14 protein-coding genes are annotated in these 13,553 nt (G+C 67.0%); 4 read left to right on the forward strand and 10 right to left on the reverse strand.

The window, feature by feature from the left end:
• The first annotated feature begins 135 nt into the window (after window positions 1-135).
• The gene (moaB, locus tag NA637_RS09865; protein ID WP_256072079.1) at window positions 136-681 is read left to right on the forward strand and encodes a molybdenum cofactor biosynthesis protein B; all 546 of its coding nucleotides are present in this window, start codon (window positions 136-138) and stop codon (window positions 679-681) included.
• Window positions 678-1,910 (forward strand): gephyrin-like molybdotransferase Glp, encoded by a 1,233-nt coding sequence (gene glp / locus NA637_RS09870; protein ID WP_256072080.1) that lies wholly within the window; start codon window positions 678-680, stop codon window positions 1,908-1,910. The genes moaB and glp overlap by 4 nt, the downstream gene beginning before the upstream one ends.
• A gap of 55 nt (window positions 1,911-1,965) precedes the next feature.
• Here the strand turns inward: glp and NA637_RS09875 are convergent, their stop codons facing one another.
• The 8 genes from NA637_RS09875 to NA637_RS09910 form a co-directional block, all read right to left on the reverse strand.
• Window positions 1,966-2,517, reverse strand: a complete 552-nt coding sequence (locus NA637_RS09875; protein WP_256072081.1) for a cytochrome b — start codon at window positions 2,515-2,517, stop codon at window positions 1,966-1,968.
• Window positions 2,518-2,605: 88 nt separating this feature from the next.
• A complete protein-coding gene (locus NA637_RS09880) occupies window positions 2,606-4,045 on the reverse strand; it encodes an ATP-binding protein (protein ID WP_256072082.1) in 1,440 nt (479 codons plus the stop codon).
• A complete protein-coding gene (locus NA637_RS09885) occupies window positions 4,039-4,698 on the reverse strand; it encodes a response regulator (protein WP_256072083.1) in 660 nt (219 codons plus the stop codon). Before NA637_RS09885 ends, NA637_RS09880 begins: the two co-directional genes overlap by 7 nt.
• 62 nt (window positions 4,699-4,760) lie before the next feature.
• Entirely contained in the window at window positions 4,761-5,411 is a 651-nt protein-coding gene (locus NA637_RS09890) for a tetratricopeptide repeat protein (RefSeq protein WP_256072084.1), read from the reverse strand.
• Window positions 5,408-6,241: an SDR family oxidoreductase gene (locus tag NA637_RS09895; protein ID WP_256072085.1), complete on the reverse strand. Its 834-nt coding sequence runs from the start codon at window positions 6,239-6,241 to the stop codon at window positions 5,408-5,410. Before NA637_RS09895 ends, NA637_RS09890 begins: the two co-directional genes overlap by 4 nt.
• Window positions 6,228-6,899 (reverse strand): TenA family transcriptional regulator, encoded by a 672-nt coding sequence (locus tag NA637_RS09900; protein ID WP_256072086.1) that lies wholly within the window; start codon window positions 6,897-6,899, stop codon window positions 6,228-6,230. Before NA637_RS09900 ends, NA637_RS09895 begins: the two co-directional genes overlap by 14 nt.
• Window positions 6,900-6,914: 15 nt before the next feature.
• Window positions 6,915-8,360: an AMP-binding protein gene (locus NA637_RS09905; RefSeq protein WP_256072087.1), complete on the reverse strand. Its 1,446-nt coding sequence runs from the start codon at window positions 8,358-8,360 to the stop codon at window positions 6,915-6,917.
• Window positions 8,344-9,033, reverse strand: coding sequence for a thermostable hemolysin (locus NA637_RS09910; RefSeq protein ID WP_256072089.1), 690 nt, complete (start codon window positions 9,031-9,033; stop codon window positions 8,344-8,346). The genes NA637_RS09905 and NA637_RS09910 overlap by 17 nt, the downstream gene beginning before the upstream one ends.
• Before the next feature lie 200 nt (window positions 9,034-9,233).
• Here NA637_RS09910 and NA637_RS09915 point away from each other — a divergent pair, with 200 nt between their 5' ends.
• Together NA637_RS09915 and NA637_RS09920 are read left to right on the forward strand one after the other, a co-directional pair.
• Window positions 9,234-10,184, forward strand: coding sequence for an SdiA-regulated domain-containing protein (locus NA637_RS09915; RefSeq protein WP_256072090.1), 951 nt, complete (start codon window positions 9,234-9,236; stop codon window positions 10,182-10,184).
• A 221-nt stretch (window positions 10,185-10,405) separates the two neighbouring features.
• On the forward strand, window positions 10,406-10,741 hold the full coding sequence (locus NA637_RS09920) for a hypothetical protein (protein WP_256072106.1): 336 nt from the start codon (window positions 10,406-10,408) through the stop codon (window positions 10,739-10,741).
• A 69-nt stretch (window positions 10,742-10,810) separates the two neighbouring features.
• Here NA637_RS09920 and NA637_RS09925 read toward each other — a convergent pair whose 3' ends face one another.
• Window positions 10,811-11,548, reverse strand: a complete 738-nt coding sequence (locus NA637_RS09925; RefSeq protein WP_256072091.1) for a phosphatase PAP2 family protein — start codon at window positions 11,546-11,548, stop codon at window positions 10,811-10,813.
• A gap of 41 nt (window positions 11,549-11,589) precedes the next feature.
• Window positions 11,590-13,548: an LTA synthase family protein gene (locus tag NA637_RS09930; RefSeq protein WP_256072092.1), complete on the reverse strand. Its 1,959-nt coding sequence runs from the start codon at window positions 13,546-13,548 to the stop codon at window positions 11,590-11,592.
• Between the last annotated feature and the right edge of the window lie 5 nt (window positions 13,549-13,553).

A 13,553-nucleotide genomic window follows, 5' to 3' on the forward strand; every position in this document is an offset into this window, starting at 1 on the left:
CCAGGTCGCACAATCGCCTGCAGCGTTGTCAGACCTCATGGCACCCGTGCCGCGCGGACATACCTCCAATGGGGAATGGGTTCGCATACGGCGCCGGTGCAACCTGCGCACACATCTTCAAGGGAGTTTCGAGCCATGGCTCATCTGTCCAACACCGAATTCCAGCCGCTGAGCATTGCGGTGCTCACGGTGAGCGACACCCGTAACATCGATTCCGATACCTCCGGCCAGGCCCTGATCGACGGCCTGCAGAGCGCCGGCCATACGCTGGCCGAACGGGCCATCGTCAAGGACGATATCTGGCAGATTCGCGTCCGCGTCTGCAACTGGATCGCCAGCGAAAACGTGCAGGTGGTGCTGATCACCGGCGGCACCGGTTTCACCGCCCGCGACAACACCCCGCAGGCGGTACAGCCGCTGCTGGACAAGGACGTCGACGGCTTCGGCGAGCTGTTCCGCTACGTTTCGCTGGGCGAGATCGGCACCTCCACCGTGCAGTCCCGCGCGCTGGCCGGCATGAGCAACGGCACCCTGGTCTGCTGCCTGCCCGGTTCGACCAATGCCTGCCGCACCGCCTGGAACAAGATCCTCGTCGAGCAGCTGGACAGCCGCACCAAGCCCTGCAACTTCGTACCGCACCTCAAGGCCAGCGCAGTCGAATATTGCGGGCCACGCGCATGAGCGCCCGTGGCTGCGACACCAGTGGCCTGAAGCCGGTCGACGAGGCCATCGCCGAACTGCTGGCGCGGGTGCCGGCGTTGCCGCCGGTGGAACACGTCGCGCTGTCCGATGCCCTCGGCCGGGTGCTGGCCGAATCGCTCGACGCACCCTTCCCGGTGCCGGCCTGGGATAACAGCGCGATGGACGGCTACGCCCTGCGCGCTGCCGATCTGCCGGCAGACGGCGGCTGGCTGCCGCTGGCCGGGCGCATCGCCGCCGGTGATGCCGCCGACCAGCAACTGCCTGCCGGCCACGCCGTGCGCATCTTCACCGGCGCGCCGCTGCCGCCGGGCGCCGACACCGTGGTGGCGCAGGAGGATTGCCAGATCGAGGCCGATCGCGTGCATTTCCCCGGTGTCACCCAGGGCGCCCATGTGCGTCGTCAAGGCGAGGAGCTAGAGGCTGGCGCCCCGGTGCTGCAGGCCGGCAAGCGTCTGCGCCCGCAGGAGATCGGCCTGCTGGCGAGCTTCGGCGTGGCCCGCGTGGCGGTCTATCGGCGTTTGCGCATCGGACTGCTCTCCAGCGGCAACGAACTGCGCGAACCCGGCGAGCCGCTGGCGCCCGGGCAGATCTACAACTCCAATCGCTACTGCCTGCTCAGCGTGCTGCGCAGCCTCGGGATGGAAGTGCACGACTACGAAATCCTCGTCGACGAACTGGCCGCCAGCCGTGACGCTCTGGCGCTGGCCGCGTCCGAATGGGACATGCTGATCACCTCCGGCGGCGTCTCGGTCGGCGAGGAGGATCACCTCAAGCAGGCCATTCGCGAACTGGGCGAGCTGCACCTGTGGCGCCTGGCGATCCAGCCCGGCAAGCCGCTGGCCTTTGGCGAGGTGAATGGCAAGCCGTGGATCGGCCTGCCGGGCAATCCGGCGGCGGCGCTGATCACCTCGCTGGTGGTGGCGCGGCCGTTTTTGCTCAGTGCCCAGGGTTGCACCGAGGTGCTGCCCAGACCGCTGCGCCTGACCGCCGGCTTCGCCTGGCGCAAACCGAACAACCGCCGCCAGTACCTGCGCGCGCGGCTGGAGCAGGTGGATGGCGAGATGCGCGTGTGCCTGCACCCGCGGCAGGGTTCGGCGATGCTGACCTCGGCCAGCTGGGCCGAAGGCCTGGCCATCGTCGAGCGCAACCGCACGCTGGAAGAGGGTGAGACGGTGGAGTATCTGCCGTTCAGCGAACTGCTCGGCTGAGACGTGAAAACGCCCGGTCGATGATCGGTCGACCGGGCGTTTCTGCGTCTGCGCGTCAGGCCTGACGGTGACGCGGCAGCATGCGTTGCAGGGTGCCGTCGCGGCGCACGTACTGGTGGAACAGCGCGGCCGCCGCATGCAGGCCGATCAGCCAGTAGCCGGCCACCGCCAGCGTTTCATGCAGCTCCTTGAACTCGCCGGCCAGCTCCTTGTCCGCGCCGATCAGCGCCGGCAGCTCGAGGCCGAAGAAGGGAATCGGGTTGTCTGCCGCGCTCAGGGTCAGCCAGCCGAGCAGCGGCAGGCCAATCATCAGGGCGTATAGCGCCAGGTGCATCAGCTTGGCCAGCGCCCGTTCCCAGCCGGCCCCGGCGACCGCCTTCGGCGCCGGATGCAGCCAGCGCGCAATCAGACGCAGCCAGACCAGTGCGAAAACGCTCAGCCCGAGCATGAAATGCCAGTGCTTGAGCAACTCCCGCGGTTCGCTGCCCTTGGGGAAATTGCCCTTCAGTTCGATGGTCGCGTATACCGCCGCGATCAACAGCAGCATCAGCCAGTGCAGTCCGATGGAAAGCCGCCCGTATCTCGCCGCTTCTGCCTTGATGTTCATTTCACCTACTCCACGTGTGGGTAACGTGGCGATTCTAGGTGGCGAAACTTAAGCGAAGCTTAGCGGCGGGCGGGACCGTTTGCCGCAGCTAGGCGGAAGCAGGCACCGCGAGAACCCGCGGCAGCTGCACGATGACCCGCAGGCCGCCCAGTGGCGAGTCCAGCAGCTCGACGCTGGCACCGTGCAGCTCGGCGATACGCGCGACAATGGACAAACCGAGCCCGGCACCCTGGCCGCCGCCGAGGCGGAAGAAGCGCTCGAACAGCCGGGGGCGCAGGTCGGCGCTGATGCCCGGCCCGCTGTCGTCAATCGCCAGGATCAGGTGCTCGGCATCGCCCTGCAGCTGCACCTCGATCCGCCCTCCATGGGGGGTGTATTCCAGCGCATTGCTCACCAGGTTCTGCAACAACGTGGTCAGGCTCGCGGCATCGCCGGTGAGGCAGCAATCGGCCTGCTCGTCCACCTCCAGGGTCAGCGCCTGGTCCTGGGCGATGGCCAGCGGGGTGAGCTCGGCCAGTGTCTCGCGTGCCAGCATGCGCAGGTCCAGCGGCGCCAGACGCAACTGCTGGGCGCTGGGTTCAAGGCGGGCCAGGGTGAGCAGCTGGGTGACCACGCGGGTGGTGCGGTCCACGCCGACAACCAGTTGCTCGAGTGCTTGCGCACGCTCCTGTTCGTTCTGTGCCTGCTGGGCGTTCTGCGCATGGATGCGCAGCACCGCCAGCGGGGTGCGCAATTCATGGGCGGCGTCGGCGATGAAGCGCTTCTCGCGTTCGACCAGCTGGTTGACCTGTTGCAGCAGGCGATTGAGCGAGGCCGCCACCGGTTCCAGTTCCAGTGGCAGTGGTGCCAGCAACAGCGGCGCGAGGTTGTCCGGACCGCGGCTCTTGAGCAACTGCGCCATGCGTGCCAGTGGCCGAAGGCCCCAGCCGACCGCGAACCAGATCAGCAGCGCCAGCAGCGGCAGACCGATCAGATCCGGCAGCAGGCTGCGGCGGGCGATCTTGCCGACCAGCTCGCCGCGCACGTCGCCACGCTCGCTGAGCAGAATCCACAGGTTGTCTTCGCGGTCCTGCAACAGGAACAGGCGCCAGGCATGGCCGTCGAGCATCACGTCGTGGTAGCCGGCGGACAGGCGCGCAAGAGGCGCCGCCGTCGCGCCGAGACCGGCCTGCAGTTGCTGTAGCGCGCCGTTGGGCGCGCCGGCCGATTGCAGCAGGGTACTGCCATCGGCGGCATACACCTGAAACCCCAGCTTGGTCTCGTAGTCATGGCCGGGTACGCCCTGGTCGCGGCGTGCGTTCACCGCCGCATCCAGCGCGGTTTGCAGGGCCTGGCGGGCCTGCGGGTCCATCTCGCGCATCACCAGCCCCTGCACCAGCCGCGCGCTCTGCGCCAGCTGGGCGTCGAACAGCTCTTCGATCTCGTGGCGAGCGTCGCGATAACTGCGCCAGGAGATCAGGCTCAGCGACAGCAGCAGGATGCCCAGCACCAGCGCCAGGGTGCGGTTGCGGATCGAGCGCCTCAGCATTTGTCCACCAGATAGCCGACCCCGCGCACGGTGCGAATCAGCTCGGGAAAGAACTTCTTGCGCAGGTGGTGGATGTGCACCTCCAGCGCATTGCTCTCGACTTCCTCGTCCCAGCCGTAGAGCACCTGCTGTAGCCGATCGCGGGTCAGCACGCGGCCGGGCTGGGCGAGCAGTTCGTGGAGCAGGACGAACTCCTTGCGCGGCAGGTTGATCGGCGTGCCCTGGTAGCTGACCTGCTGGTTGACCGGGTCGAGCAGGATGCCGCGGTATTCAAGCACCGGCTCCGGGCGGTTGAAGCTGCGCCGGAGCAGGGCGCGCAGGCGGGCCTTGAGTTCGGCCACGTCGAACGGCTTGACCAGGTAGTCGTCGGCGCCGGCATCCAGCCCGGCGATGCGGTCGCTGGTGGCATCGCGCGCGGTGAGCACCAGCACCGGCACCGGGTTGCCGGCGGCACGCAACCGCTTGAGCAGCTCCAGGCCGTCCATACGCGGCAGGCCGAGGTCGAGGATCGCCAGCTCGAAGCTTTCGTGGCTCAGTGCGTGCAGGGCGCTGGCGCCGTCCTGCAGCCAGTCCACGGTATAGCCCTCGGGCTTGAGTGCGGTGCGGATGCCCTCGCCGAGGGCGCGATCGTCTTCCACCAGCAGAATGCGCATGTCGTTCCTGTCGTTTTCAAGGGGGTGCGGCATTGCTGTGCATTCAACGCCGCCGCTCGTGGTTATTCCAGCTTTTCCTTGACCTTGGCGAGCAGCGCGCGGGCCTCGTCGCGGCGGCCGGCGTCGGCCACTTCACGGCCGGGGCGATCGGGCGCGGCGAGGGCCTTTTCCAGCGCGGCGCGTGCTTCGCCATAGCGCTTCTGGCGCAGCAGGAAGTCACCGTGGAAATAGTTGGGGTCGATGCCGTCCGGGTTCAGCGTCAGCGCCTGCTGGAACAGCGCCGCGGCCTGGTCCTCGTCGCCAAAGCCGATCGGCCAGCCGGGCACCTGGTAGTAGAGGCTGGCCAGGCTGGTATAGGCCGAGCCGTCGAGTGCCTGCGGGTCGAGTTCGATGGCTGTTTCCAGTTCGGCCTTGGCCTGCTTGACCAGGCCCAGCGCACCGAGCCCTCCCTTGGCGCCAGCCCAGGTGCTGAGCACGATGCCGTGCCAGATATGCAGCTCGGCGGCCTGCGGTTCGCCGACCACCGCGCTTTCGGCCTCCGAGGCGAGCCTGGCGAATGCCGCCTCGCGCTGTGCCGCCGGTAGCTGGTAGTTGATCTCGGCCCAGCGCGTCTGGATCTGGCGCAGCGACGATTCGCCGGCCGGGCTGAGGGCGAAGGAAGGCTGGCAGGCCAGCGCCAGCACAAGGGTGCACAGGCCGAGCAGATGCTTCATGGGTGATCTCCGGTCGAAGTGGATTGGGAGGGCGGTAGCGGTTGTCCGGCGCGGGCGAAGCGCTTGATCACCGGCAACTGCTTGCGCAGGGCCTGGTCGACCAGCCGCGGCAAGAGGCCGTTGAGGCGCACGAAGAGCTTTTCCGGCCAGCCGAGGTAGAGCTCCTCGCGCTCGACGGTGATGGCGTGGACGATCTGCCGCGCGACTTCCTGTGGATCATCCATCTCCACCTTCAGCTCATCGTTCATCGCCACCACATCGTCGCTGTTCATTGTCGTACGGGTGGCGCGCGGGGCGATGTAGAGCACCTTGACGTGACTGTCGGCCAATTCGCGCCGGAGCGCCTCGGAGAAGCCGCGCAGGGCAAACTTGCTCGCGCAGTAGGCGGCGAAGCCGGGATAGCCGATAGAGCCGAAGGTCGAACCGAGGTTGACCAGCAGCGCCTGCGGTTGCTGGCGCAGCAGCGGCAGCAGCAGGTGGGTCAGCTGCAGCGTGGCGGTGACGTTGACGTCGATCAGTCGGGCGATGGCGTCCTCGTCCTGTTCCTCCAGCAGGCTGAACTGGTTGACCCCGGCGGCGTTGATCACGCAGTTGAGCGCGCCGAAGCGGCGTGCGGCGGCGAGCACCGTATGCCGCCCGATGCGCTGGCTGAGGTCGGCGCAGACCAGGCTGACCTGGCCGGGAAAGCGGCGGGCGACCGCTTCCAGGGCAAGGCTGTCGCGGCCGACCAGCAGCAGTCGGGCCTCGCCAGCGCAGAGTCGCTCGACCAGCGCCCGGCCGATCCCGCCGCTGGCGCCGGTGAGCAGGATGCGCGCGTCACGCAGCTGCATGGTCGTGCTCCGCCGCGGTCAGGCTGCGAAAGATGTCGCCGTAGAGGCGGTAGACCACCCGTGCGGTATGCACCACGGCGGCCTTGTCGTCCCCGTTATCGAGGCGGTTCATCAGGCGCTTGAAGAACTCGATGTGTTCCAGGTCCAGGCTGCCGTGGGAAGTCAGGTAGCTGAACGCCTTGGCCGGCAGGCCGAGCTTGTCCTGCAGCACACCGGCGGCCTGGGTGGCCAGGGCAATGCTGGTGCCTTCCAGCACGTTGACCATGCCGAAGAAGCTCGCCGGATTGTGCCGCGCGATGCGGTCATAGACGTAGGCGACCATCAGCTCGGTGGGCAGCGCCGGCTGGCCATGGCGCACCGCCTCGGCGTCACCGCCACAGGCGCGGATGTCGTTGAGGATCCATTCCTGGTGGCCGATCTCTTCCTCGATGTATTCGGCGATCGCCTCACGCAGCCATTCCAGCCGTTCCGGCAGGCGCGCGCCGCAGGCCATCAGCAGCGGCACGGTGTGCTTGACGTGGTGGTAGGCCTGGGTGAGGAAGGCGATGTACTGCGCGCGGGTCGCTGTGCCGGCGAGCGCGGCATGAATGATCGGCGCGGCCAACAGGTATTCGCGTTCGGCATTGGTCTGGTGTTGCAACTGGTCGAAGAAATCCATGATGAACCTCGAAAGTCAGGACGGAAGGGCGTTGATCGCCGATTGGTAATGGTTGAAGAGGGCGTTGCGGCGCAGGCGGCCATTGGCGGTGGCCAGGCCGTTGCCGGCAGCGAAAGGCGCATCGGCACGCAGCCAGCGGTGCACGCGCGCGTAGTCCGGCAGGCCGGCGTTGACCCGGTCGACTGCCGCCTGCAGCTCGGCATCGCTGCAATCGCCGCGTCTGGGCACCAGCACGGCGACGTTCTGTGGCAGGGCTTCGCCATGCAGCCAGGCCTGGGCGATCGGCGCCTGCTGGATCAGCTCGGCCTCGACCCACTCGGGGTTGACGTTGCGCCCGTAGGCAGTGACGAACTGGTGCTTCTTGCGCCCGTGCAGGACCAGGAAGCCGTCCTCGAAATGGCCGAGGTCGCCGGTTGGCAGCCACTCGCCAGCTTGCGGCGGTTCGCCGAGGTAGCCAAGCATGCGTGGGCCCTTGACCAGCACCTCGCCGTCATCGGCCAGGCGCAACTCGACGTGCGCCAGCGGCCGGCCGACCGTGCCGATACGCCGTGCTTCGGGCGTGTTCAGGCAGACCACCGAGGCGCATTCGGACAAGCCGTAGCCCTCGAACACCGGCAACCCGAGTCGCTCGGCGCGTTCAAGCAGTTGCGGCGCGACGCGACCGCCACCGACGGCGACGAAGCGCAGCGAAGTCGGCAGCGGTACGCCCTGTTCAGCGGCGCCGACCAGCGCCAGCAGCAGCTGCGGCAGCAGGATCAGGCTGTGCGGCCGGTTCTCGTTCAGCGTCGCGACAAAGCGCGGCAGCTCGAAACCTGCGGCGCCGCTGAAACCGATCTCAGCCAGCGGGCGCAAGTCGATCCGTGCCCCCGCCAGCAGCGGCGCATAGAGCCCGGCGATGTTCTCCAGCAGCGTGGCCAGCGGCAGCACGCACAGGTGCCGCTGCACATCGCAAGGCAGGCTGGCCTGCCGCAGGCTCTCGGCCACCGCCAGCTGCGCCTCGGCATCCAGGCAGACGCCCTTGGGCTGGCCGGTGGTGCCGGAGGTGTAGGTGATCTTCAGTGTGCCGGGCGGCACCGGCGTGACGGTATCCGGCTGGCGCAACAGCAGGCCGGCTTCGCCTGGCTGGAAGCCGCAGCGTTCGCTGAGTGGACTGACGGCCCCGATCAGGCAGTCGATACCAGCGTGCTGCAGAACGTGCTCCTGCTGCGCCGGGGAAAAGAACCCCGGCAGTGGCACACAGACCAGCCTGGCACGCAGCAGGGCCAGATCCCACAGCGCCCATTCCAGGCCGTTGTCCAGCGCCAGGGCGACGCGCTGCACGCCAAGCTGCTGCAGCTGGCAGGCGCGGGTCGCGACCTCGTGGCGCAGTTCGGCATAGCTCAGCTGGCGCGGCCCCTCGCTCAGGGCGATGCCGGCATGCCGCTCGAGCGCCGTCCAGAAGCGTTCAGCTGCAGGCTGCATGGGGCACTTCCGTGGCATCGAACAGCGGCTGATAGCCGAGTCGGGCATAGATGCCGAGTTGCAGCAGGCGCTGGTGGCCGGGCAGGATCTCGCCCGTCATCAGCTGCGGACGGCTGGCGTAGTAGCTGCCCCAGTCGGCCAGCTCATCGCCCATCCGTGTCGGGTCGGCCAGGCCCAGCGACAGCGGCTCGAGCGCCAGGCGCTGGAAGCTGTTGAGCAGGGCCGGCGTGCCGGTGAACACCACCCAGCGAAAGCCCTGAGCGACCAGCAGATCGGTCAGCGCGACGATCAGCAGCCGCGCCGAGGCATTGCCGAAAGCGGCCAGGTTGCCGACTTCGACGATTTCCGCGCGCGTCACCTCCACGCCGCAGCGCTGGCTGACCGCCCGCTCGATCGGCTCATCCAGATAGCGTTCGAGAAACAGCGGCCGGCGCTGGGCGCTGCGCAGACCGACCGCGCCCTGCACCTCGCCGTTCTGGTCGTGCAGGCCCAGCAGGCAGGGCATGAAGTGCCGCGCCCGTGCCTGATAGTGCTCGGCGAAGCGTTGACGGATGAAGCCTTCCAGCGCTACGCGCCGCTCGCCGGCATCGGTCTGCGCCAGTTGCAGGGTCAGCGCCGGCTCGCGGCCGATACGTGCCAGTACGTCAGTGTGATCAACCCAGGGCAGTTCCATCGGGGAACCTCGGTTAGAAGCCTGGGGCGATTGTTGGGCGGCAAACTTAAGGCAGCCTTAAGCCCGGTCCCGGTCCTGGCGGCTGGCGAAACGATCTGCGTGCGCGACGATTTTTTCACATGTGCCTGGCTATGCTCGGCCGCGGTTGCTCCTCGGAGCAATCCACATTGGCAGCGCCAGCGATGAAGGAAAGAACCGCAATGATGCAAACAAGCCTTTACAACGCCCAACGCCTGCCGCTGCGCCGACGTCGCTACCACCTGGTCGGCCTTGCCGGCTTGCTGCTCACTGTTCTCGCGACGGCGCTGGCGTTGCACTGGAACGAGCGGCTGTACTTCTACCTGACCCATCAGTTGAACGTCAGTGGCGACGCCGCGGTGGATCGCTGGTTGCCCGATTACCGCGTGGTGATCGACGGCAAGCCGGTCGAAGGCATTGAGCGCAACCTGTCGGCGATTACCTACGACGCCGATCTCGACCGCCTGCTGGCGGTGGTCAATGGCGGGCCGACCGAACTGGTGGTGCTGAGCCGGACCGGTGACTTGCTCGCGCACTACCCCTTGACCGGCTTCGGCGACATCGAGGGCGTGACCTACATGGGGCATGGTCGCGTGGCCGTTTCCGATGAGCGTGCGCAGCAGGTGAGCATCTTTCAGCTGCCGTCGGCGCCCCGGTCGATCGATGTATCCGAAGCGCAGTTCTTTTCCCTGGGCATCAACCTCAACGGCAACAAGGGTTTCGAAGGGCTGACCTACGACGCGGCGGGTGATCGGCTGTTCATCGTCAAGGAGCGCGATCCACGCCAGCTCTACGAAGTGCGAGGGGTCGCCGCCAGCCTCGACGGCCCGCTGCAGCTGAAGATTCTCGACCGCAGCGACTGGATCGCCGACCAGGTATTCGCCACCGATCTGTCCGATATCCATTTCGATGCCGAGACCGGCCATCTGATCCTGCTCAGCGATGAGTCGCACCTGGTCATGGAACTCAGCGACAGCGGGCGCATGCTCAGCTACCGCAGCCTCAATCGGTTCTCCAGTGATCTGCAGCGATCCGCGCCGCATCCCGAGGGCGTCACCATCGACAACGAGGGCACCCTGTTCGTCGTCAGCGAGCCGAATCTGTTCTACAGCTTCCGCCGCGCGGAGGGCTGACGCCCGCTCAGTGTATTCACGCTTCGTTCACACCGGTTTGACGAAACCCTGACAGCAAGCCGAGCAGACTCTGAAGCGTACCGTGGCAGCCGTTGTGGCGTTCCGCGGGCTTCGTTCCCTCATGCTCGGGTGATCGCATGTCTTCTCGCCTTCCGCGTCCACACCGCGCCAGCAAACGGCGTGGCTCCACTTCACGTCATCGGCGGGCGCTGCTTGCCCTGATGCTCGCCGGCCTTTCACTGAGCGGCTGCCAGAGCGCACCGGAGCTGCTGGCGGGCGACGACTATCCACCCGAATATGCCGAAGGCTTCCGCGCGGGCTGTGGCAGTGGCCGGCAGGCTGCCGGGGCGCTTGGCCAGTTCCGCAAGGACGTGCCGCGTTATATGAGCCAGCCGTTGTATGCGGAGGGCTGGAATGATGGCTACCGGCAATGCCAGGCGCTGCAGATGGACACCGGAGGGCTGACCGCCTGGCGCAGCAACGCGCTCGAGCGTGATCGCGACCGGGCCTGGCGCCACCACGTCGATCAGGCCAAGGCGCAAGCCCTTCACCGCTGAGCGCATGCGTAGCGCGTTAAAAAGGCGCACGGGATCAGGTCCGGTGCGCCTCGAAACCAACCGGCGTGACTAGCGTGCGGGGTGCCCGGCACCTAGTGGCCGCATCGCCACCGTCGCTCGGTACAGCACCAGCCGGTAACAGGCCAGGCAGATCGTCCAGTCGAACAGTAGGGTCCACAGGTTGTGCGAGAAGAAGTGCGCCCCCTGCATTACCCGCCCTGCCGACATCACAGTCCCCAATCCCAGCGCCACCGCAAGGGCAACCCGTGCGGCACGTGGTCTGCGATCACGCAGCACGAAGAACAGCGCCAGCAGGGAGAAACCTGCCGATGCATGACCGCCTGGCCAGCAGCGACCCGGCTTGAGGGCCGGGGCGCGCTCGCTGAGCAGTGGTGTGAAGGTTTCAGCGCCGCCGAATTCCGTGAGGCTCCATGGGCAATGAACGCCGGTGAGCGTCTTCAGCGGCGTGACGATGCTGGTCGACAGGCCCAGCGCAAGCACCAGATAGCCCAGTGAGCGGCGCCAGGGCGCGAGCCGTGTCGGCAGCAGGCTGAGCAGGAAACCGACAATGGCGAGCACGCCGATGACGATCACCAGCTGCTTGACCCGATCGTGCAGGAAGTCTTCGAGTAGCCAGCTGTGGCGACCGACAAAGCCGATTCCCGGCTCGTAGAACTGTCGCGACAGGGCGAAGTCGAGGGCGCTCGGGTCGCCAAACAGCAGCGCTGCCATCAGCAGGGCGGGCAGGCCGAAGCCTAGGGTGAAGTTGAATGGTCGGCTGTGGGGAAGCTGATTCGGCAGGTTCATCGTTGCATGCTCCAGAGGCGCCGCGAACGGCGCCGGCAGGTTCAGCGCTGGCTGAGTTGGGTGGCGCTTGAGGACGGACCTTTCCAGCTCAGCAGGGCATGGCCGTAGTCGTAGCTCGCGCCCTGGTAGTAGGCGATATCGCGCATCACCAGCGGGTCATCGATACCAGCGATGGCTTCGCGGCTGGCTTGCAGTGCGTCATCGTGACGGCGGATGCCGCGACGCGGGCTGAGGATCGCCAGGTCCTTGCCGTCGAACAGGCCGAGGTGCTGGTAGTTGCCGATCAGTGCGCGTCCAGGCTGGCCGTCGTCGCGCAGCAGGTTGCGGCCGAAGAAGGTCGAGACATAGTCCAGGTTGAGCAGGCCGAGCAGGGTCGGCGCCAGGTCGATCTGGCTGGCCAGGGTGTCCACCTCGCGTGGCGCGACCAGACCCGGGGCATAGATGAACAGCGGGATGTGGTAGTTGGCCACCGGCAGGTCCTGGGCACCGGCGCTGCCGGCGGTGTGGTCGGCGACGATGACGAACAGCGTCTGGGCGAACCAGGGTTTGGCGCGGGCCTGTTCGAGGAACTGGCCGATGGCCAGGTCAGTGTACTTCACCGCGCCCTCGCGGCCGTCACCGGAAGGGATGTCGATACGCCCTACAGGATAGGTGTAGGGACGATGATTGGAGGTGGTCATCAGCTGCAGCAGGAACGGCTTGCCCACGGCATAGTCGGCGTCCGCCTCGCGGATCGCCAGCCGATAGAGGTCCTCGTCGGCCATGCCCCAGGCGTTCTTGAAATGGATATCGGCCTCGGCCGCGCTGCTCTGGTCGACCACCCGGTAGCCGTTGCCACTGAAGAAGGCACCCATGTTGTCGAAGTAGCCGCGCCCGCCGTAGAGAAACACGCTGTCGTAGCCCTGCAGGTGCAACTGCTGGCCGAGGCTGGCGAAGCCGCTCTCGCGGCCAACGCGCTTGACGATCGAGCGACCGGGCGTTGGCGGTACGGACAGGGTGATCGCCTCCAGGCCGCGGTCGGTGCGCGTACCGGTGGCGTAGAACTGGCTGAAGGCCAGGCTCTGCGGGCGCAGCCGGTCGAGGTTGGGGGTCAGGCCGCGGCTGTCGCCGAAGCTGCCGAGGTATTTGGCACTGAGACTTTCCACGGTGATCAGCACGACGTTGAGTTTGCGCGCCTGGCCGGGGTTGTCGATTACCCGGCGAATGTCCAGCGGGTCCTGGCCGATGAAGCGTGCGTTGGGCTCTGCGACTTCCGTCCGCAGACCTTCGGCAACACCGCGCTCGGGCAGCGTGGCGTAGAACTGTTCGTAGTCCAGCTCGTTGTTGCGAAAGGCGGCGAAGAACTGGAACGGCCCGTTGCTCGCCAGTTCCCGTTGATAGGCGTTGCCGCCATCGCCCCGCGGGAAGTCCTGGCCGACGATCAGTGCACTGGCAGTCGCAGCGCCCAGCAGGCCGGCGAGTACCGTTACGCGGCCGCGCCAGGGCAGGCCTGGTGCGCCCAGAGCACCTTTGAGCGGCCCTTGCAGCACGGCGGTGGCAAGTAACGTGATCAGTGCCAGCAGGGCCAACAGCGCAAAGACCGGATACGACTCGAGGATGTTGTGCAGCACCTCGTCGGAATAGACCAGGTAGTCGACCGCGATGAAATTGAAGCGCACGCCGAATTCGTCCCAGAACAGCCACTCGGCCAGCGCCGTGAACAGCATCGCGTAGAGACTCAGGGCCAGCAGCAAGGTGAGCCCGCGCTGGTGCCAGCGATTCGCCCAGAGCCGCTGCGGACACAGCATGAGGTAGCAGCAAAGGGGCAATGTGGCAAAGGTCAGGAACGCCAGGTCATAGATCGTACCCAGGCCAAGGACGCGCAACAGCCCGCCCGGGCCGGCAGCTGCATCCTGCCAGTGGGCGGCGAGCAGCGCGCCGCGGGTGATCAGGAAAACGCCCAGCCAGAGGCCGGCAAGCAGCGACAGATAACGAAGTTGAGCATGGCGCAGGAGTGTCATCGTAT

Origin of the sequence: Stutzerimonas stutzeri (assembly GCF_024448935.1) — a bacterium.
Classification (GTDB): Bacteria; Pseudomonadota; Gammaproteobacteria; order Pseudomonadales; family Pseudomonadaceae; genus Stutzerimonas; species Stutzerimonas stutzeri_AO.